Source organism: Dysgonomonas sp. HGC4 (genome assembly GCF_001261715.1).
In the GTDB taxonomy this organism is placed as follows: domain Bacteria; phylum Bacteroidota; class Bacteroidia; order Bacteroidales; family Dysgonomonadaceae; genus Dysgonomonas_A.
Genome location: NZ_CVRU01000006.1, coordinates 1 through 22,420, shown reverse-complemented (window position 1 = coordinate 22,420; position 22,420 = coordinate 1). Strand labels below are relative to the sequence as shown.

18 protein-coding genes are annotated in these 22,420 nt (G+C 36.3%); 9 read left to right on the top strand and 9 right to left on the bottom strand.

Annotation, left to right across the window (positions count from 1 at the left end; genetic code table 11):
* The first annotated feature begins 8 nt into the window (after nt 1-8).
* The 7 genes from HGC4_RS00660 (at nt 9) to HGC4_RS00630 (ending at nt 11,676) form a co-directional block, all read left to right on the top strand.
* Nucleotides 9-1,526, top strand: a complete 1,518-nt coding sequence (locus HGC4_RS00660; protein WP_050708195.1) for a RagB/SusD family nutrient uptake outer membrane protein — start codon at nt 9-11, stop codon at nt 1,524-1,526.
* 180 nt (nt 1,527-1,706) lie between these two features.
* A complete protein-coding gene (locus HGC4_RS00655) occupies nt 1,707-4,640 on the top strand; it encodes a GH92 family glycosyl hydrolase (protein WP_373419300.1) in 2,934 nt (977 codons plus the stop codon).
* 99 nt (nt 4,641-4,739) lie between these two features.
* Nucleotides 4,740-5,591, top strand: a complete 852-nt coding sequence (locus HGC4_RS00650) for an endonuclease/exonuclease/phosphatase family protein (RefSeq protein WP_050708188.1) — start codon at nt 4,740-4,742, stop codon at nt 5,589-5,591.
* A gap of 53 nt (nt 5,592-5,644) precedes the next feature.
* Nucleotides 5,645-7,612: an alkaline phosphatase gene (locus tag HGC4_RS00645; RefSeq protein ID WP_050708187.1), complete on the top strand. Its 1,968-nt coding sequence runs from the start codon at nt 5,645-5,647 to the stop codon at nt 7,610-7,612.
* A gap of 95 nt (nt 7,613-7,707) precedes the next feature.
* Entirely contained in the window at nt 7,708-9,171 is a 1,464-nt protein-coding gene (locus HGC4_RS00640) for a PA14 domain-containing metallophosphoesterase (protein WP_050708186.1), read from the top strand.
* A gap of 38 nt (nt 9,172-9,209) precedes the next feature.
* Nucleotides 9,210-10,826 carry an MGH1-like glycoside hydrolase domain-containing protein gene (locus tag HGC4_RS00635; protein ID WP_050708185.1) on the top strand — a complete coding sequence of 539 codons (1,617 nt, stop codon included), beginning with the start codon at nt 9,210-9,212 and terminating at the stop codon, nt 10,824-10,826.
* A 22-nt stretch (nt 10,827-10,848) separates the two neighbouring features.
* Nucleotides 10,849-11,676 carry an ROK family protein gene (locus HGC4_RS00630; RefSeq protein ID WP_050708184.1) on the top strand — a complete coding sequence of 276 codons (828 nt, stop codon included), beginning with the start codon at nt 10,849-10,851 and terminating at the stop codon, nt 11,674-11,676.
* Nucleotides 11,677-11,853: 177 nt separating this feature from the next.
* On the opposite strand, the gene HGC4_RS00625 is transcribed toward HGC4_RS00630, so the two are convergent.
* Entirely contained in the window at nt 11,854-12,153 is a 300-nt protein-coding gene (locus tag HGC4_RS00625; protein ID WP_050708183.1) for a hypothetical protein, read from the bottom strand.
* A gap of 284 nt (nt 12,154-12,437) precedes the next feature.
* Between HGC4_RS00625 and HGC4_RS00620 the strand changes: the two genes are divergently transcribed.
* The gene (locus HGC4_RS00620) at nt 12,438-12,965 is read left to right on the top strand and encodes a hypothetical protein (protein WP_157258044.1); all 528 of its coding nucleotides are present in this window, start codon (nt 12,438-12,440) and stop codon (nt 12,963-12,965) included.
* A gap of 99 nt (nt 12,966-13,064) precedes the next feature.
* Here the strand turns inward: HGC4_RS00620 and HGC4_RS00615 are convergent, their stop codons facing one another.
* From HGC4_RS00615 to HGC4_RS00585, 7 genes are all read right to left on the bottom strand, one after another.
* Entirely contained in the window at nt 13,065-14,243 is a 1,179-nt protein-coding gene (locus HGC4_RS00615) for a multidrug effflux MFS transporter (protein ID WP_050708181.1), read from the bottom strand.
* A gap of 277 nt (nt 14,244-14,520) precedes the next feature.
* Entirely contained in the window at nt 14,521-16,464 is a 1,944-nt protein-coding gene (locus tag HGC4_RS00610) for a heavy metal translocating P-type ATPase (protein WP_050708180.1), read from the bottom strand.
* Between the two features lie 194 nt (nt 16,465-16,658).
* Nucleotides 16,659-16,835 (bottom strand): histone H1, encoded by a 177-nt coding sequence (locus HGC4_RS00605; RefSeq protein WP_050708179.1) that lies wholly within the window; start codon nt 16,833-16,835, stop codon nt 16,659-16,661.
* A gap of 62 nt (nt 16,836-16,897) precedes the next feature.
* A complete protein-coding gene (locus HGC4_RS00600; protein ID WP_050708178.1) occupies nt 16,898-17,374 on the bottom strand; it encodes a hypothetical protein in 477 nt (158 codons plus the stop codon).
* Nucleotides 17,375-17,393: 19 nt separating this feature from the next.
* Nucleotides 17,394-18,737 carry a DEAD/DEAH box helicase gene (locus tag HGC4_RS00595; protein ID WP_050708177.1) on the bottom strand — a complete coding sequence of 448 codons (1,344 nt, stop codon included), beginning with the start codon at nt 18,735-18,737 and terminating at the stop codon, nt 17,394-17,396.
* Between the two features lie 414 nt (nt 18,738-19,151).
* Entirely contained in the window at nt 19,152-20,129 is a 978-nt protein-coding gene (locus HGC4_RS00590; RefSeq protein ID WP_050708176.1) for a UDP-3-O-acyl-N-acetylglucosamine deacetylase, read from the bottom strand.
* A gap of 26 nt (nt 20,130-20,155) precedes the next feature.
* A complete protein-coding gene (locus HGC4_RS00585; protein WP_082204017.1) occupies nt 20,156-20,587 on the bottom strand; it encodes a thioredoxin family protein in 432 nt (143 codons plus the stop codon).
* A gap of 177 nt (nt 20,588-20,764) precedes the next feature.
* Between HGC4_RS00585 and HGC4_RS00580 the strand changes: the two genes are divergently transcribed.
* Nucleotides 20,765-21,649 carry a helix-turn-helix domain-containing protein gene (locus tag HGC4_RS00580; protein WP_050708194.1) on the top strand — a complete coding sequence of 295 codons (885 nt, stop codon included), beginning with the start codon at nt 20,765-20,767 and terminating at the stop codon, nt 21,647-21,649.
* Nucleotides 21,650-21,680: 31 nt separating this feature from the next.
* On the opposite strand, the gene HGC4_RS00575 is transcribed toward HGC4_RS00580, so the two are convergent.
* Nucleotides 21,681-22,316 (bottom strand): NAD(P)-dependent oxidoreductase, encoded by a 636-nt coding sequence (locus HGC4_RS00575; RefSeq protein ID WP_157258042.1) that lies wholly within the window; start codon nt 22,314-22,316, stop codon nt 21,681-21,683.
* Nucleotides 22,317-22,420: the final 104 nt, after the last annotated feature.

The window sequence follows — 22,420 nt, the reverse complement described above, 5'->3', positions numbered from 1 at the left end:
TGAATATCATGAAACTATATAAATTAATATTTTTCCTTCCATTATTCGTGCTCTTATCTTGTGATCTGGATAGAGAACCTTTCGGCGTATCGAATTTTTGGAATTCCGAAGCAGATGTATGGCTGGGATTGAATGCAGCATACGAACCATTTTATAATGAAGAAGGATTTGGACGCGGTCATTTTTGGACAGGTCCTGCCAGTGACGATATGGTAATCAATCGAAATAAGAATGACGATGATCAGTTGACTAAATTTATTGCTACTTCTAATGCCTCAGGTGGGCAATTCAGTAACTGGCAACTCATGTATCGTACTATTCGCCGTGCTAATGATGTGATGGCAAATACTCCTAATGTAACAATGTCTGACAAAAGCAGAGATTTGATTATGGGAGAAGCTAACTTCTTATGTGCATATACTTATTTCTATCTTGCTAAGAGATATGGAGGATTACCTTTTTACGATTGGCAAAAACCTTTGGAAATAAATAAACCAAGAGAAACTAAGACCGAAACATATATTCGTATAGAGGCTTACTTGAAAGAAGCTATCGCTCGTTTCGAAGCTCAGGGTGCATGGACTAGAGATAAAGATGCTCTTGGACGACCCAATCTAGGTGCAGCTTATGGTTTATTGGCTAAAGTATATGCTCATTGGGGCAAATATGCAGAAGCTAAAGCCGCAGCCGAAAAAGTAATCAACTCGGGTAAGTACTCATTGAATAAAGCTAATAATAATGGATATGCCAATTTGTTTTCTCTTGCAGGAGAGAAACACGATGAAGTTCTTTTCAATCTTGTAAATAAAGGGGTAAGAAATCAAGGAACAGTAACTTCTGTTATTCTTCTTTCGGGAACTTTATCGGGTGGTACAGGATGGTATTATTTTGCACCAACAAAGAGCTTATATAATGCTTTTGCAGAAGGCGACCTACGCCGTGAAGTAACTATGGTGGGAGCCGGTGATACAATTCATTATCTAGGAAAAGAAACTGTTCTGACCTCAGAAATGATAAATGATATGACTACCGGATATATGTGTACAAAATATGGTGCAGCTTATAATGAGCTTACTGCATGGGACTGGGAAACCGGTGCTGATGTGCCATTGCTACGCTATTCTGATGTATTGTTGATTCATGCCGAAGCTGAGATATTCTTGGCAGGTGGAGGTCCAACAAACAGAACTAAGGGGGTAGCCGCTGCTGCATCGTCGTTTAACGAAGTACATGTTCGTGCTTTTGGTGGTGATGTAACCAAAGCTATTGCAGCTCCTACGTTTAACGATTTGGTAAGAGAACGTCGTTGCGAATTGGCTTATGAAGATGAGCGTCATTACGACTTGGTGCGTTGGGGAATCGCTAAAGAAGTGTATGCAGCAGAAACTACAGCTACAGATCCAAGAGGACCTCGTAACTTCGACCCTGTAAAGAATGCACATTTTCCTATTCCACAAAAGGAAATCGAAAACACAGATTATCTGTTAGTGAATAATCCAAAGCCAGGATATTCAACTTTTGAATAATTAATAAAGTCTCAGACTTTTTTATTACTTTGCTAAGCATAACAGTAATAGTTTGTTAAGGTTCTAAAATATATCATTAGATACTTTCATTTACTTATAAGTTTACGGAGGAAGAAATTCCTCCGAAACTTTTAATTAAGGTCTCCAAGCTTTTATTGCCTTGCTAAGCATAACACAATATTGACCATGAAAAAATTAATAATTTCCATATTCTCGACGTTACTGTTGGTGGGATGTTCTTCATCACCCAAAAGTCCGATTGAATATGTAGACCCTTTTATCGGAACAGGATTCCATGGGCATACATACCCTGGAGCTACTGTACCTTATGGAGCTGTACAACTGAGTCCCGATACCCGCTTTGGAAACTGGGATGCTGCATCTGGTTATCATTATAGCGATAGTACTATTTTTGGATTTTCGCACACACATTTAAGTGGAACGGGATGCTCCGATTTGGCAGATATTCTGTTTCATCCAACTACACAAGAGGTAAAATTAAAACCTGAGGGGTATATTTTCGATCCCCTTCCGTTTTCACATAAAGATGAAAAAGCTTCACCGGGATATTATTCCGTTGATTTTAAAACAGAAGGTATTAAAGCCGAACTAACGGCTACTACATATACGGGTGTTCACCGATACACTTTTGCCAAAAATAAAAGCATGTCGATAGTTGTTGATATGGCACATCTTATTGCTGAGGAAGTAATAGATTCTTTGCAGATAAAGAAAACCGCCTCTAATGAATTATCGGGAATGCGTAGAACACAAGGGTGGGTAACCAACCAGTATGTGTTCTTTGTAGCTCAGTTCTCTAAAGATTTTGAGAGTGTTGATATTGTGAATGATGGTGTAATATTGGCTGTTGATTCCAATCCTAAAACAAGCAATGTACAGGCTATTTTAAAGTTTGGAACATCTACGGGCGAGCCTGTTATTGCTAAGGTGGGTATATCTATTGTAAGCCTAGAGAATGCAAGAGAAAATCTGATGAATGATGTAAAAGATTTCGATTTTGACAATGTACATCAACAAGCCAGATCTCTTTGGGAGGAAGCTCTTTCGGATATAGTTGTAGAAGGTGGTTCTGAGCATGACTTGAAGAACTTTTATACGGCTCAATACCATGCAAAGGTTGTACCTAATATTGTAAGTGATGTAAACGGTCAGTATCGTAGACATGATATGAGTATCGGTCAATTAGAGAAAGGGAAGAAACATTACTCTACTTTCTCTATTTGGGATACATTCCGTGCATGGAATCCATTGGTGACATTTACCGATAGCAGATTGGTATCGGATATGATCACTTCTTATCTGGATATGTATGATGCTTCGGGCGAATTGCCTATTTGGCCGCTTTCGGCAGGTGAAACCCATACTATGATTGGTTATCATTCGGCTTCGGTTATTGCAGATGCTTATATGAAAGGTATTCGCGATTTTGATGTAGAGAAAGCTTTCGAAGCGATGAAAGTATCATCTAACATAAATAAAAAAGGTTCAGACTATTATGTAAAATATGGTTTCATACCTTCAAATATAAAGAAAGAATCAGTATCGTGTTTATTAGAATATGCTTACGATGACTGGGCTATTTCGCAAATGGCTAAAGACTTAGGACGTGAAGACGATTATAAAGAATATGCAGAGCGTGCTTTGTCGTACATTAATGTCTTTGATGGATACACCAAATTTTTCAGAGGTAAGCGTATGGATGGCAATTGGGATACACCTTTCAATCCTTTCGAACCCGGCCGTGCATATACAGAGGCTACAGCTTGGCAATATAGATTTTTTGTACCTCACGATGTGAATGGTTTGATTCAGTTATTTGGTGGAGAAGAATCCTTCACTGCACAATTAGATAGCCTGTTTGTGGTAGAATCGAAAGTCGAAGGTAACATGGTAGATATTACAGGTCTGATAGGTCAATACGCACATGGCAACGAACCTAGCCATCACATGGCATATTTATATAACTATGTTGGTCAACCTTGGAAAACACAGGAGATGACACGTCGTATTCTTACTGAAATGTATCAGCCAACACCTGAGGGAATCAGCGGAAACGAGGATTGTGGACAAATGTCGGCTTGGTATATATTGAGTAGTTTAGGTCTATATGCTGTATGTCCTGGTTCGAATGAGCTTGTTCTTACGACTCCTCTTTTCGAAAAGGCAACTATTAAACTAGCCAATGGAAAAACATTGGTTATCAAAGCGAATAACCCTCAAAAGAATGTATATATAGATAAGGTGGCTTTAAATGGAAAAGCAATTGATAAAAACTTTGTTACCTATCAGCAATTGCTTGAAGGTGGAGAACTAGACTTCATATTAACTCATGTTCCAAACAAAGAGCGTGGAATTGGTGGTGATGCTTATCCTTATTCGTTAACAAAAGGTTTAGTAGTATCAATACCGTTTACTACCAAAGATTTGGATTTGTTTTTAGAGGATATTGATATTGATTTGGCTTCTGCAACCGAAGGTGCCAAAATATATTATACCCTTGATGGTTCGGAACCTACTGAGGCTTCGGCTTTGTATAAATCACCTATTAAATTAACTGCCTCTACTTTAATTAAAGCAAAAGCTTTTAAAGAGAATTATACGCCAAGCAGAACTTTTACCATTAATGCTACTAAGGCAGTATTGGCTAATCCTAGAATAGGCGAAGCAAAAATAAATGGTACAAACTTCCGCTACTACGAAGGGTTGTATAAGATTGTGGGTGATATAGAGAAATCTCCTTTAAAGGAATCGGGCATAATGCCTGAGCCATCAATCAAGGCAGCAAAACAAGCCGATCATTTCGCTTATATATTCTCGGGCTTGATTTCTATTCCCGAAGATGGGGTTTATGAATTCATGACCCGATCGGATGATGGCAGTGTATTATATATTAATGATCTGAAAGTGGTGGATAACGATGGCTCGCATGGCGCAATTGTAGCAACTGGACGAGTTGCCTTGAAGAAAGGTTTCCATCCTTATCGCTTATTATATTTTGAAGATTACGAAGGAGAAGAATTGAGTTGGGGTTGGAGAGTGCCCGGATCGGACAAATTTGTTCCGATACCCGTCTTAAATTTGTTTACAAATTGAGACTGCTGTAGATACAGGCGGATCATTTCCCGCCATGTATCTGCAAAAGAATAAACTTCAAAAACTATAAATAGGGCTTAGACCTTAAAAATAAGAATTATGAAAAATTTAATTTATATACTATTAGCAAGTTTGCTAATGTCATGTGGTAGTAAACCACTCGATCTGAATATTATGTCTTATAATATTCGCTATGACAATCCCGAAGACAGTCTTAATAATTGGCAATATCGAAAAGATGTGGCTGCAAAAATAATCAAGATAAAAGACATTGATATATTGGGTACTCAGGAAGTACTCCACAATCAGTTGGTTGATTTGCAGGAAAGACTTCCTGAATACACAGCAATAGGCGTGGGACGTGAAGATGGAATAGAAAAAGGAGAGTATAGTGCCTTATTCTACAAAAAAGACCGCTTCCTGGAAGTATTATCCGGTTATTTTTGGTTGAGCGAAACCCCAGAAGTAGCAGGCTCAAAAGGGTGGGATGGTGCCTGTGAGCGTATTGCAACATGGGTAATATTGAAGGATAAAAAGACAGGAAAAGAGATGTTTGCTATAAATACTCATCTTGATCACGTAGGTAAAATGGCACGTCAAGAAGGGGTAACTCTACTCTTAACCAAAGCTGCTGAGTTGAGCAAGGGGTTACCTATTATAATGACAGGTGATTTTAATGCAACCCCCGATTCGGAAGTTATCAAACATGTAACCAATACATCACTGAAAGAGCATCTGATAAATGCCAAAGATATAGCTCTAGAATTTTCGGGTACTGAATGGACATTTCATGATTTTGGAAAAATTCCTGTTGAAAAGAGAGACTACATAGATTATATATTTGTAAGCAACACTATTGAAACTGATAAATTTGAAGTACTTCCCGAAAAATTGGATGGAGTATTTCTATCAGATCATGTTCCCGTTGTAGCTAAGATAAAAGTGAATTAAAAAAACTTCTCTATCTATTTTAGAATATATGATTTCAAATAAAAAATAACAAGATGAAAAAAAGATATATAGGTACGTTTCTTTCATTAGTATTGTTGGGAGCAAGCTTTCCCGCAACTACATTCGCACAAAAGGACATTTTTATACATTCTCACAACGATTACCAACGTAGAGTACCTTTTTATCAGGCATACGCTCAACAAGTATCGTCGGTAGAGGCTGATATTTTTCTGAGTAAAGATAATCAGCTTCTGGTTGCTCATGATTTACATGAATTACCTACAGCTTCTACTTTAGATGAGTTATATATCAATCCATTGGTACATTTATTCAAACAGAATAATGGAAGACCTTGGAAAGATTCGGATAAGAAGCTTCAATTGCTAATAGAACTGAAAACACCTGCTACTCCAACACTCGATCTTGTAGTCGAGAAGTTGAATACACACCCTGAAGTATTTAACCGAGAGGTGAACCCTTATGCGGTACAAATAGTTATTACTGGTGAATTTGTTCCTAACCCTGCTGATTTTTCGAAATATCCAACCTATATTCAGTTTGACGGATTGTTGAGCGAAAAATATACTCCCCAACAATTGGCTAGGGTAGCTTATATAAGTGTTCCTTTTTTTGAGTATGCTCAATGGAATGGAAAAGGTACACTCGTAACTGATCAGAAAAAGAAAGTAGAAGCGGTTATTAACCAGATTCATGCAATGGGTAAACCTATCCGCTTTTGGGGAACTCCCGATCATGTAACGGCTTGGAATACTTTCCATACAATGGGTGTAGATATTATAAATACTGATGTGCCCGAACTTTGTGCTGATTTTTTTCACAATTTTGATGACAAGAATTTTGTAATCTCTCCTGACCATGCTAATGCACATGAGGGAATTACCAAAACTGACCGTTTGGATAAAACGACAGCCGGTTTTCAAGGGTTCGACAATAAGAAACTTCAATTATCGAAAAGTGTTGAAATATATAAGCCTACTTATCTGAATGACGGACTTAGAAAGCCTGTTAAAAATATTATCTTCTTGATTGGTGATGGTATGGGCTTGGCTCAAATTAATGTAGCAGCAAGCGCAAATAAAGGTTTGTCGTTGTTCGGATTTAAGTATCTAGGCTTACAACAAAATAGCTCGAAAGATGCCTTTACAACCGATTCGGCAGCCGGAGGAAGTGCTTTGGCTACGGGAGAATCTAATAACAACCGTCACATTTCGATGTCTGATGATGGCACTATTTATCCATCGATGAGCGATGTCGCTACATCTAAAGGTATGACTGCCGGAGTTGTTACTTGGGGCAATATTGCAGATGCAACCCCTGCTGCATTTTACGGACATTCTACTGAGCGAGACAATGCTGATGAAATTACCGAATGGTTATTAAAAGGTAATCTTACTCTTCTCAATGGTAGCGGAATGCATATTTTAACAGATAGAAAAGACAATAGAAATCTGGCAGATGAACTGAAATCGCAATATAATATTACTACTTCGATAGACGAAATAAATAGCAAAAGCGGGAAAGTAATTGCTATTGATGAACGTATGGAACAAGCTGCAACTGCCGAGACTATTGGCTTATTGGCAGATGCAACAAAGGAATCGATAAAGAAACTAAGCGAGAATAATAAGAACGGATTCTTCCTGATGGTTGAAGGTGCTAAAATAGACTATGCAGGTCATGCTAATTCATTACCCGGATCTATTGTCGAGATGCTTAGTTTTGATATGGCAATTGCTGAGGCTATGAAATTTGCCGACAGTAATGGTGAAACTTTAATTGTAGTAACTGCTGATCATGAAACGGGCGGTCTTACTTTAGTGGATGGCGATCTCGAAACGGGTAAAATTACGGCTCGTTATATGACTGACGACCATACACCTATTATGCTGCCTGTATTTGCTTATGGTCCTGGTTCTGCTGAGTTTATCGGAGTATATAAAAATACTCAGGTGTTTCATAAGATGAAAACTCTTTTGGATGCAAACAAACAAAAGAAATGAGGTCTTAGACCTTATTATTGCTTTGGTTAGTAAAATAGCTAAAGCCTCTTATAAACCTCAAGTATATCATTAAATACTTTCTTTAACTTAAGCATATGAAAAAATATACAATTTTATCCCTGTTACTTTTTTTGAGCTTTGGTTCGACGTCGTCTTTCGCAAAAGACAATATCCAGTTCCGATTCAATAAAGCAGGACAATTTAAAATTGCCCAGTTTACAGATATTCACTGGAACAACACTTCTGATAATTGTGCTAAAACAATAGAAACGATTAAAGCTGTACTGGAAGCAGAAAAGCCCGATTTAGCGGTGCTTACGGGTGATGTGGTGAGCGATCCTCCCATTAAAGATGGTTGGTTGGCTGTGGCTAAGATATTCGATGAAGCTAAAATTCCTTGGACTGTTGTATTAGGTAATCATGATTCAGAAAAAGGACGAGGATTCTCTCGTTGCCAAATATTTGATATAATAGAAGGCTTACCTTATTATGCCGGAGAAAAAGGTAAGCCTATGACCGGTTGTGGAAATTATGCAATTCCTGTAATGGCATCAAAAGGTGATAAAACGGCTGCTGTTTTGTATCATATCGACTCGAATGATTATCCTGAAAACGATAAAGTAGGGCATTATGATTGGATACATTTCGATCAGATTAGTTGGTATAGACATCTGAGTGATACTTATGCTTCTAAAAACAATAATAAAGTATTACCTTCATTGGCATTTTTTCATATTCCACTTATTGAATTTAATACTATTGTAGGTCAACCAACAACAGTAGGTACAAAAGGCGAAGGTGTAGCTGCTGCCGATATTAATTCGGGAATGTTTGCTTCTTTGGTTGAAAAGCAAGATGTAATGGGTGTATTTGTTGGACATGATCATGATAACGACTATATTGGTATCGAAAAGAATATAGCTCTAGGTTTTGGTCGTACATCGGGAACGGATGCTTATGGTAAACTCGAAAGAGGTTCTCGCATTATTCTAATGTACGAAGGTCAGTTTAAGTTTGATACATGGATCAGAACTAAAAAAGGAACAGAGTTGTATTATTACTATCCTTCGGGTATATCGTCTGTGGATGAGCAGACTTTGAGCTTTCTGCCAGCAAAGGATATTAAGTTGACCAAACAGGGTGTAGAGTATAGTTATTACGAAGGTAAATTTAAATCGGTCGATGATATTGTTTCTCTTAAACCTTTGAAAGAAGGGAGATTGAAAAATTTCTCAATAGAATCTGCTGCGGTAGAAGATTATTTTGCATTCGGCTTCAAGTCTTACATCAAAATACCTGAAAGAGGAGTCTATGTATTTTATACTAATTCGGATGATGGTTCGAAATTGTATATTGACGGACAATTAGTGGTTGATAACGATGGCTCACACAGTTTAAAGCGAGTGGATGGGAAAGTAGCTCTTGAAGCAGGATTTCATGAAATAGAAGTTCGCTATCTTGAAAACTATATGGGGCAAAGCCTCGAAGTTGGTATTGCTAGTCGGCATATACTAGAGCAAGCCATACCCGATAATATGTTGTTTATACCGAATAGGTAAATAAAAGAAAGGTCTATGACCTTAAAATCAGAAAATTTATGAAAAGAACATCTTTTGTACTTCTTATTCTCGGATTGATTATTATGTTTCCGATGGCTTTGTTTTCGCAGGAAAACGATGAAACTCCACCAAAATATAATATGCCTTATAAGAATACATATGTAAAAGAAGCCTTGGTGGCAGAAAATGAATATAGGATTGCAAAGCCTAAAATAACGAAACCTAAAAGTTTTGAAGAAGCCAAGAATATATTGCCTAATCCTATATGGCAAGGGCACGACAAAGAAATAGAGATGTATTGGAAGGCATGGCAAATAGCTATTGGGAATATCCGCCAACCGGATGAAGGTTCGGGTTTTGTTGCTAGTTATTTGGATGTAGCTTACAATGGAAATATTTTCATGTGGGATGCATCGTTTATGATGATGTTTGCCCGATATGGTTATCGATTCTTTCCATTTCAAAATACATTGGATAATTTCTATGCAAAACAGCATCCTGATGGCTTTATCTGTCGCGAAATAAAAGCAGATGGTGCAGATTGTTTCGAGCGTTACGATCCTGTAAGTACAGGTCCTAACCTTATCCCTTGGGCTGAAATGCAATATTACAAACAATATGGAGATATAGATCGTTTAAATAAAATATTTCCCGTACTGTGTGCTTATAATAAGTGGTTGAGATTGAACCGTACTTGGCCAAACGGTACATACTGGTCGAGCGGGTGGGGCACAGGTATGGACAATATGCCTCGTGTACAATCTCAATATAGTATGATTTTCAGTCATGGACATATGGTATGGTTAGATGCTTGTTTGCAACAAATACTGACCGATAATATCCTGCTCGAAATGGGATTCTATTTGGAGCGTTGGCAGGAGATCGAAGATCTGGAAGATGAGATTAAAATGCTTACCAAATATATTCAGGATAATATGTGGGATGAGAAAACAGGCTTTCTGTACGATCAATATGCAGATGGAAGTCTATCAACAACCAAAGGAATTATGGCTTATTGGGCATTGCAAACCGATGTGTTGAAAAAACCACAATTAGATCGTTTGGTAAAGGAACTGGATAACCCAAAGACGTTTAATCGTCCGCACAGAGTTCCATCTCTATCTGCTGATAATCCCAAATACAATGCAAAAGGCAGATATTGGCAAGGTGGCGTGTGGCCGGGTACTAATTATATGGTGATAACAGGTCTTGATAAAAAAGACTATCGCAAAGAAGCTCATGAGATAGCTGTGAACCATTATGATAATATTTTTGAAGTATATAAAAATACAGGAACATTTTGGGAATATTATTCTCCTGAATCGGCAGAGCAAGGCTTCATGGCTCGTAAAGACTTTGTTGGTTGGACAGGTTTACCTCCCATTGCTGTATTTATTGAATATATTTTGGGTATCCGATCCGATTTCTCTACTAATTCCGTAGTCTGGGATGTAAATCAATTAGAGGCTCATGGTATTGAAAGGTATCCTTTCGGACCCGAAGGTGTAGTTTCTTTTAAAGTAAATAAGAGAAACTCGGCTGACGAAACTCCTGTTATTACTATTGAGTCGAATATTACTTTCGAGATGACTGTGTACTGGGGTAAAGATAAGTCGAAAAAGGTTACTATTAAAGAAGGAAAGCAAACGATCTAACCGGAACAGAAAAATTACAACCATGAAAATAGGTATAGATTTTGGTGGCACCAATATTCGAATAGGAGTTGTTGACAAAGGTATTATTGTCAAGAAAATAGCAGAGTCATGCAAAGCCGATAAATCGGAAAAAGAGATTCTCGATCATCTGATTAGTATGATTCATCAGGTGATAAATTCCGATATAACAAGCATAGGTATAGGAGTTCCTTCGGTAGTAGATGTAAAAAGAGGGATTGTTTATAATGTAAATAATATTCCTTCGTGGAAAGAAGTTCATCTCAAAGAGATTCTTGAGAAAGAATTCAAGATTCCCGTATCGGTGAATAACGATTGCAATTGCTTTGCTCTAGGCGAGCATTCGTGTGGAGAGGGTGCCAATTTCGATGATATCGTATGTGTGGCTCTTGGAACAGGAGTTGGTTCAGGTATTATCTTTAACAATAAGCTGTGTAACGGTGCTAATACGGGAGCAGGCGAGATAGGCGAGTTATCTTACCTTCAACACAATTATGAGTATTACTGTAGCAGTCATTTCTTTATAAAAGAACATAATATAACGGGACGAGAGGCCTACGATAGAGCTTGTCAAAAAGATGCAGAGGCTTTAAAGATATGGGATGAGTTTGGTATCCATGTCGGAAATCTGCTGAAAACTATTCTTTTTGCATACGACCCTCAAGCAATAATATTGGGAGGAAGTATCTCTAAGTCGTTTGAATTCTTTTCTCCAAAAATGTATGAAACTTTGTATACTTTTCCTTATCCGGAAACTGTTGCGAAATTAAAAATAGCATGCTCTAAGAAAGACGACATCGCGATTGTTGGAGCAGCCGATTTAATTATTTAATACTTTACCAGAAACACATATTTTACAGGGTGATTATAGATTCTATAATCACCCTTTCTTTCCATATGGGGAGATTAAAAAAGTGCGTAATCAAGATCTTGATATACGCACTCCAATATTGAGTAAAATAAAATAAAAGAATTGAATAACTAAATGTAGTCTAAAATATGTATGGCTTTATTTTTCTTGTTGTTTTTGCTCTTCTTGCTCTTGTTTTCTATTTATGATAAATGCTGTATATAGAAAAATGGCAGCAACACTTGCTGCAGTTGCATATCCTATAAGAACATTAGAGGTAAGCGATTCATAATCGAGTCTAAATAAATTAAGCACGAAAGATCCGAGTAGAGCACCTATCATACCAATGGCAAAACTTGTAAATAAACCAAGTTTATTCTTTTTGGGAAGCTTATTTGCTATATATCCTATAAGAATACCTATTATTAATGACCCTATAACGTCGAATCCTATGTCCATCTTATCTTTAAATATCTTATGTTGCACTATTGTGTGCCTTATACTGTTTATATAACATAGTTCTGATTTATTTTGTTTAATGCGAAATAGTTAAAATTTATAAGATGTATGTAATGCGTTTAAATAGAGGGGTGCGAAAACTAAATACTTTCAAAAAGTGTTATTAAAAAAGAATTATCAAAGGAGAAGAGAGTCTATTTACTTGTTTAAGCAATAACAAACTCTATGACCTTAGTGAAAAAGATTAAATTTGGAATCGTTATAACTTACAGAACAACAATTTTATGGTAAAGAAACTATTATTCATGTTACTATTCTTTTTGAGTATAGTAACTTATGCACAAAACTCGTATAGCCAGACAGAAGTAGATCTGAAACTGGAGCTTCAGAAGAAAGAAATGGATGAAAAGCTGACGGAGTTAAAAAATGAGAAAGATAAGGTAGACATCAAGATGATAGAACAAGATAAACGCTTAGCTGAAACCCAAAGTCGTTTGTCTAAAATCATAGATATATTCGGACTTGTAATCGCTGCATTGACTATCTTGATTACTATTGCAGGTTTCTTTATGGATAAGAGTAACAAAAAGAAAAGGCAAGAGATAGAAGATGAGTTTGATAAATTGAAAGCCGAGAGCGAAAAACAGATAGACTATATCAGACAACATGCTCAGTTGGTGGCTGAGAAAGCACAGCTAATGGTAGAAAAAGCAGCACTTGAAATAGATCATATAAAGGAAGAAGCTCATACATCTTTAGCTGAGATAAATATCGTGAAGAATACTAATAATGAGTCTCATGGAAGTGATTAACTCGAAATGAGTTTATATCTAATTAAACGTCTATAAACTTTAGAATAATATAAAGAGGTGAGCGAATAATTTTCGCTCACCTCTTCTTGTTTTAAAATTTTATTCTTGTTTCAGAGGTAAAGTCAATATTAGTAAGAAACAAGTTAATGCTAGCAAATAAAAAGGGAGAGTAAGCATAGAATCATTATGGAGATTACTTATTCCCCATGTTATTAATGCTACTTGTATATAGTATAATAAACCCAGTAAAGCACCAGAAATACCTAAACAGTTTCTATAATGTATTAAGGCATTACTGAGGCATGAGGGCAAGGCTATGCCTATGCCTGCCATAAGTAGAAATATACTGCCACAGACCCCCACTAAGCATAAAATATATGGTAAAGGTAGTCCTACTGATAATATAAATAATAGGCTGCTGAATAGCATAAGCGCATAACCGATCCTCATTACAGATATATAATGTAAATGTGTTATCAGCTTCTTCCCAATAACAGCACCTAAAAATGAGGCGAGAGCCACTACTATACCTAAACATCCATATTGGACGATAGAAAAGTACAGATTATTGATAAATATAAAAGGTGCTTCGGCGTAATAGCTGAATATAATACCATTTATAATACCTATAAAGCTGCCGAATATCCAGATATGCTTATCAAGAATCATTTGTTTAGTTACCGACAGTATTGTTATACTGGAGGTTGTTGAATCAGGGCGAGTTTCTTGGAGAGTAAAGTATGACATAATAAGTGCCACTAATCCAATAATGACTAGAGTGACGAAAATATAACTCACTCCACAATATTGTGATATTATACTACCTAATAGAGGTCCGACGGCCGGCGAGAATGCCAGAACTGCCGATACTTTGGCAAATGCTTGAGGGCGACGTTTGTCGTCATAGCAGTCTCTCATTATAGTCTGTGTGGTAACAGAGCCTGTTGCAGCACCAAAAGCCTGGACTACTCGAAAGATAAGTAACAGCTCAACTGAATTGGCTATTAAGCAACCAATAGAACCTATTATGTAGGTAATGATGCCATAGAGCATAGATGGTCTTCTGCCTATCTTATCAGAAAGTATACCCCAACAGAAAACACCTAGAGCAAAACCTAAGAAATAGGCACTGAGGGTTTGTTGAATTTGATTGTCAGAGGCTTGTAATTGCTCAGCCAGTTCGGGTAAGGATGGGGTATAGATGGTTTCGCTGATTTGCGGAAACCCTACAAGAAATATAAGAAGCCATATAGATGGCTCTTGCATATATTTTTTCATAAAAATACGCTTTAGCTTACTCTCCAATTATGATAGTAATTAAAAAGAGTAAAATATTAATATTCATTAGTTTATTTCCATCTGTTGAGAAAGATGGTATGTGATGTTAATGAATATCTTAGCTTATTTTTAAATAAAAAAACATATTGATAATTTATTAAAAGTTGAAATAAAGCTCAAAGGTAATAATAATTTAAATAAATAGAAGATGTACTGTGAGATAGTCCCCAATAATAAAAAGTAAAGGTGCCTATATTGAGACATCTTTACTGACTGTTTAGAATTTCTTTCTAAGGATTCGTACAGCATTCAATATTGCGAGTAATGCTACACCTACATCGGCAAAAACAGCTTCCCACATGGTTGCAACACCAACAGCACCAAATGATAGTACCAGAAGTTTAACTGCAAAAGCCAGTATTATATTTTGAATTACAATTTGTTTAGTTGCCTTGGCGATGCGTATGGCTGTTGTAATTTTAGATGGGTGATCTGTTTGTATAACAACATCTGCAACTTCAATGGCAGCATCGGAGCCCATACCACCCATTGCAATTCCTACGTCGCTGAGTGCTAAAACAGGGGCATCATTAATGCCATCACCCACAAAAGCAATAACGTTTGTTTTGTCAGCCTTCAATTGTTCAACATACTTTACTTTGTCTTCGGGTAGAAGATCACCATGTGCACTATTGATTCCTAATTCTTTGGCTACTTTCTGGGTTATTGACGATTTGTCGCCGCTTAACATAACGGTTTGTATGCCTAGCTTATGCATTTCGGCTATGGAAGAAAGAGCATCCTCTTTTATTTCGTCGGCAATAGTTATATATCCTGCATATTTATTATCGATGGCTGCAACAACTACAGATTCGGTAATAGAATCAATACTCTTATCATATTCAATTCCATATTTTAGCATCATCTTAGCATTTCCCACCAATACATTTTTGTCGCCTACGTAGCCTTTAAGACCATAACCTGCTATTTCTTTTACATCTTTAGCTTTGTTATGACTGTTTCTAGCTATTGAGATGCTGTGTTCAACAATGGCTTTAGCTATCGGATGATTTGATAGTTTTTCAATAGCAGCTACAATTTCAATAAACTCTTGTTGATCGTATGAGGGGCAAACTATGTTTTGTACTTTAAATACTCCTTTGGTCAGTGTACCTGTTTTATCCATAACAACAGTATTAACAGAGGTCATCAGATCCAAGTAATTAGCTCCTTTGAATAGGATACCATGGCGGGAAGCAGCTCCAATCCCTCCAAAATATCCCAAAGGAATAGAGATTACTAATGCACATGGACATGAGATCACCAAGAAAACAAGAGCACGGTACAGCCATGTAGCAAATACATAATCGCTAAGCACAAAATAAGGGATTACTGTTATAGCTAATGCCAGAAAGAATACAATAGGAGTATATATGCGTGCAAATTTGCGAATAAGTAATTCTGTCTTTGCTTTTCGAGAAGTAGCATCCTGCACCATCTCCAATATTTTGGATAGTGAACTGTCTGCATATTTCTTTTCTACTTTTACTGCGATTACTTTATCGAGGTTGAGCATACCAGCCAATACTTTTTCGCCTTCACGGATAGTTTTGGGCTTGCTCTCGCCTGTTAAAGCAGACGTGTTGAAGCTACTACTGTCTGACAATAAAATTCCGTCCAAAGGAATCTTTTCGCCAACCTTTACTTGTATTGTTTCTCCTATAAGGATGCTTTCGGGTGAAACGGTTTGGTAAATACCGTTTCTTAATACACTTGCAGTATCGGGGCGAATATCTAATAAGGCTTTAATGTTACTTTTAGCCTTGTTTACAGCTGATTCTTGAAACAATTCGCCTACGGAGTAGAATAACATCACTGCAACACCTTCGGGGTATTCTCCGATGAAGAAAGCACCTAGTGTGGCAATAACCATTAATGTGAACTCATTGAAGAAATCGTTTTGCTTGATTGCTTCGTATGCTTCTTTGATTACAGGAAATCCTACAGGGATATAGGCTACTATATACCATATTAAACGGGGGTAACCCGAAAAGAAACTGATTGAACTGATATTATCAAGAAGAATTCCTATAAGGAGTGTACTCAGACTGAATATTGCTGGAATATATCTTTTCCATGTTGTTGTACCTTCTCCGCCTTCATGTGAGTGCGAACCACAACAATGTTCGTGAGATTCTGTTTGTTGAATTGTATTTGCCATCTTAATATGTATTAAAGCCGTTGTTCGACTTGATTAATCACAATATATTGTATCTGACAACAAATTTAAAGCTAAAGACTTGCAACTAGGTTGCAAACATAGTGAAAGGGGGATATGATGCGAGGGGGGGGGGGAGAAAAGAATGTAATAAAACAAAAAAGAGATACTTTTCAGCATCTCTTTTGTTGTCTCTCTTATTTTTTAGACTCTTCGATAGAGATTTTACGAAACTCTTTCAGAGATTTTTCAATAGCTAAAGAAGCTTTTCTAGCACGAGTTCCTGCAGCTTTGTTTCCGCTTTCAGCTTGTTGTCCTGCGTCTTTAGTGAATTCTGCAATTAGTGCGTTCAAGTTGTCTAGTAATTCTTTCATAATTTTATTTATTTTTTTAATTCGGGCAAAGGTAATAGAAACAATATAATTTCGAAATTTTTTTATTTCGAAATTTCTTTGTATTTGTCAAGTAATTTATATAGATCAGCCTTTTTATCTTCAGCCAAAGTATACCATTTGTTCTTAAATCTAGTTCTTCCGTTTTCTTTCCAAACCATCAGCCAATCACTTTCGTCAGCCGATTTTCCTGTATTATAGATTATAATAGTATAATCGGGCGCCTGCATTTTTATCATTATGTCGCTGTCATTTAATCTAGTATCGTATTCAGCGGTCAATACTGCATCGGCTAATGTTGTATAGTCCGAATTCTGGATAATTGTTTTTAAATCGTTATCAAGAACAAGCATCATCGAATCTATTTTTGAGGCATCAATAAAAATCTTGGTGCTGTCATTTATTTTAGCTTCCGATGTATTTATATTTTCTTTTTCATATTCGGCTTGTGCCGCTTTCTTGGAATCGCACGATGTAAATATGGCTCCCAAAGTAAGTATATAGATAAAGAGATGTTTCATGTTTTTAAAATGTTTGTTTTTATTCTTCTTTTTTGATGACGTTTCTGGCAACTTCTATCTTGTATTTTTTTCCTTTCATTTTTTGATCTTTGATCGTTGAAAGGAGTGCTTTTACTTTGGATGAGCGGACAGCCACAAACGAAATGAAATCTTTTACTTCTATCAATCCTAAATCGTCTTTGTCTAGTTCTCCTTTTTGTAAGAAGAAGCCTACAATATCACTTTTGTTGAGCTTGTTCTTTTTACCACCACTTACATAAACTGTTTGGAATTCGGGACGCTCGGGTAGGGGTTTCCCTGCTTGGACACCGAATACTTTGTAGTGTGTAGGAACATAATCGGGAGTTTTCTCATCTTTATGCAGTAGGATATAAGCTGTACCCTGAGCATGCATACGCGCTGTACGACCATTACGATGCATAAACTCGGTTTCTTTAGCAGGTAGGTGATAATGAACTACATGCTTCATTTCGGGAATATCCAATCCTCGTGCTGCCAGATCGGTAGTTACCAAATAACGTAAGCTATAATTGCGGAACTGAATAAGCACCCTTTCGCGGTCGTCCTGATCCATTCCTCCATGATAATAACCAGTCAGTATACCTTTGGCGGTAAGCATATCGCTAATACGCTCGGCTACTTCGCGGTGATTACAGAAGATAAGAGCAGGTTCGGAGTTAAAGGCACATATCAGTTGAAATAAAGTTTCTATTTTATCCTTTTCGGGCGATATAACCATTCTTACCGAAAGTCCGTCATTCGATTCCTTTTTAGTATAATCTAAAACTTTGGGCGATATAACTTGTGTGAATTCAGGAATCTCTACGTCGGAAGTTGCCGAAGTCAATATTCTCTTTTCTAAGTTAGGCAATTGGTTGATGATGTGCTTCATTTCATCTTGAAAACCCAATTGTAATGATTTGTCAAACTCATCTAATACTAGTGTATGAATTGAGTCTGTATTGAATGATTCTCTTTCCAAGTGATCTTTCAACCTGCCCGGTGTACCAATAAGTAATGCAGGTGGATTGCTGAGGTTACGTAATTCAGTATCAATAGAGTGACCTCCATAACATACATTTATTTTGTATCCGGTACTCATTTTCTTCCATACCTGTTCTATCTGAATAGCAAGTTCGCGAGATGGAACAATCACTAGGGCTTGAACGGTTTTTACATCCTCCTTCAATAATTCGAGTACAGGTAGTAAGAATGCTACTGTTTTACCCGAACCTGTGGGCGACAATAGTATTGTATTGCTGCTCGAACTTAAAATGGCTGCTTTGGCAGCTATCTGCATCTCATTTAGGGTTTCGATACCCAAATTCGATAATATGGTGGTTGTTTTATTTTCTGTATTCATAGTGCAAAGGTAATCTAATGTCTTGTAATTTCTCGATTTAAGAGCTTAAATCCCTTTGTTTTTTTACTTCTGATCTTATTTATTTGTAGACTGATTATGCAAGAAGCTCTATGTGGGGACAGCAAATAGGGGCGAATAATACCTACTCACCCCTACCTTAATAGAATGTAACAACAAAAAACTGGACTTATCTTATATGTTTAGTTTCTTTAAACAAACACATAACAAATCCACCTATTACTCCGCCATACGCACAATTTATCCAACATTCCGCTGAAAGTGGATAAGTTCCCCAATAACAAGCAAAGTAATACCAGTGTAGGTATCCTAAGACTATACCTACAACTGTTCCTATTAATGCTCTATTGTTGTGGTGGATAAATAGTAATATATCTTTCATTTTGATTTAAAATTTTAAGGGTGATTCCAATAAAACTGACTAGGTTTTGGTTGTTGAATATTCATGTCGGCTTCGGTACTTACATTTAATTGTTTACGAATGGCTCGGGCAAACATATTATTTATGTGATGACCTGGACAATTTGCTACAATTTTTCCTTTTATAAAATATCCGACTAAAGCTACATCTCCTATAATATCGACTAACTTGTGACGTGCAGGTTCATTTGCAAATAGTAATGGCTTGTTCATTAGATAGCCTAACTTGCTGGCATCTTTTCGTTTCACACCCATTAAGTCTGATACACGATCAAGTTCATCTTGTGACATGAGTTGGTCATAAATAATGACTGAATTATCTAAATCACCTCCTTTGATGAGGTTGTTTTTCAATAGTTGTTCAATTTCTTTTACGAAGACAAAAGTACGAGCCGGAGCAAAGTCTTTGGTGAAATCAGAAATATCTTCCAAGCGTGCATCTTGACGTTTAAGCAGAATAGAGTCGTATGCGATATGACATTCTATATTGAAATGATCGTCAGGTAATAAAAGTATCGATGATTCTGAAACTTCATCTATCACTTTTATTCTTTTGCGTGGAAAGCTTACATATATTCTTTTGGATTGCTGTAAGCTAACACCTATTTCTTTTATTTTGCGAACAAACTGAGTCGAACTTCCGTCCAGAATGGGAAATTCGGGTCCATCTATGTCAATCAGGCAATTGTCTATTTCGCAAGCATATAAGGCAGCCAAAGCATGTTCTACTGTTCTTACCTGAACTCCATTTTTAGATAATACTGTTCCTCTAGCAGTCGAAGTTACATTTTCGGCTAAAGCATTTATAATAGGTTGTCCATCTACATCTGTTCTTCTTATTTTATATCCATGATTATCAGGAGCCGGATTAAATGTTATACGTCCGTTAATTCCTGTATGAAGTCCCTTTCCTTCCAAAGAGAAACTTTGTTTTAAAGTTCTTTGTTTAGTCATAACAACATTTTTTTTCGTAATACTTATTATATACTTCGTTTATAGATCATGATTAAATTAGATACGGGTACAATGCCCATAATACGGTCGATCTCTTTACCGTCCTTATATATTAGTGTACTGGGTGTGCCCGATATGGCATACTTTCCATATTCACCTGGATATTTGTCGATGTTCAATTTGTAGAATCTGGTATGATTTTCAGAAGCTGTTATGAGCTGATTAAGATTATGCTCCATTGCATTACATAGGTCTGATTCGTCTGTATGAAAAAGAACAAAACAGATACCTGATGCTACACTATCAGAAAATGACTGGTTGTCTAACTCCACCAATACTGTTTTATTTTCTAACATCGCTTTTTTTTCTAATTCCTTACTCGAAATGATATTTGAAGAAACTACTAGTGTGGCAAAAACTAACAAAAAATGCCACGTCTTAAGACTAATCTTGCTCATCTTATTTCCATTTTAATAACCTTACATTCTATAAATCTTCTTACAAGTACAAAGATGGTTGCTTTAAATGAGTTTTTTGAACTCAATAAATCGCTAATAATGTTCAATATTTCGCTTTTTGTGCGGTTCCTTTTTTTATTTAGTTATATTTGTACTAAATATATAAATGCTGTACTTATGAGCAAGGATCAATGTGGAAAGATATTTTCAACTGATACATTCAAGGAAAGTTCACCTTCGATATTAAAGAATTTCATTGTGTCTGATAAGAGTGTTAATGTTCAAGATTACTTTCTTGATATGCGCTATCCGCACATTGTAGAGGGGATTAGCTTTGCTATTTGCGTGAAAGGAAGTGCACAAATGAAAATTAACCTTCACGAATACCAGATTACCGAGAATATGCTTGTCACTATTATACCGGGAAATATAATAGAGTTTGTTTCGGAAAGTGATGACTTATCCATAGAGTTTCTTTTTTTTACTTTCGACTTTATTGCAGATGTTAAACTGGATTTGGACTTGGCTATTCCCGAAAAGATAGGTCAAATGCCTTGTCTGAAGATAACGGAAGAGGAAACCCAAAATTTGCTTGAATTCCATGCATTCATAGTAAAACAGTATAAGAAAACAGACAATGCAAACAGGATGAAGATTGCGAAGAACTTATTATATGCACTTATGTGTGAGGTTATGCAATTATATCTAGTTTCGAAAGTTGTAGATAATGGACGGACTAAGTCGCGGCAAGAAGAGATTATTAGTCAATTTGTAGAACTGCTCTTTAAGTATCATAAGACGGAAAGAAGTATTGCCTTCTATGCTGATAAGATGTTTCTTACTCCTAAATATTTATCGAAAGTAATAAAGGACATTACAAGAAAGCCAATTTTACAATGGATAGATGAAATGGTTATAATGGCTGCTAAAGCTTTGTTGAAAACATCTAATATGACAATCTTACAAATCTCGGAAGAGTTGAATTTTGCAAATGCTTCTTTCTTTGGTAGTTTTTTTAGAAAGAGAGTAGGGATGACTCCAGTTCAATATAGGGAATGCTAATACCTCTGTTCGTATATTGTTAGTAAGTTTTTTAACTTCCAATGATAGGCATAGATTGTATGTAGGTTTTATCGATTACTTGGTTAAGCATAAAATTTGCTATATCTTCTCGAGGAATATCAAATTTTATTTTTTTATCACCAAACGACACTTTAATGTTTTTGGTCTCAGGTTTATTATTTGGTGCAATAATACGGACAATAGTCCAATCTAAATCAGACTCTTGTACAACCTTACCTATTTGAATAATCTCCTTATATGGACTTGGGTAAATAATACGGGCGATAATGCCAGGCAGTTTAGTAGCAATAGAAGCTTCGTCTTTGCTATATCTTATACTAGGTGTTGCTAAGGTAATAAAGCGTGATATATTTAACTCTATCATTGCATGGATTATATTTAGATGTCCATCAAGAATAGGATGTCCCTTGTATTTATATTTGAGAGGTGGACCTAATGTGCTAATAACTGCATTGGAATCTGTGATGGCTTTCTTGATTTTCTGAAAATCATTTAATTCACCTTTTATTATTTCTAGATTAGAATTTGATATTTGTATTTTGGCCGGATCTCTTACATATGCTTTTACATAAAACCCTTTGCTTAGGGCTTTGTTTACGAGGTGTTTTCCTATATCCCCGTTCGCCCCGAAAACTGTAATTCTCATATGATAGTCTTTTAATTGTATAATAATCAAAGGTATCAACATTAGGGGTATAATAAATGTTTTATTCTGTTATAAATCTTCTTCAATTTGGTAATAATAATGTT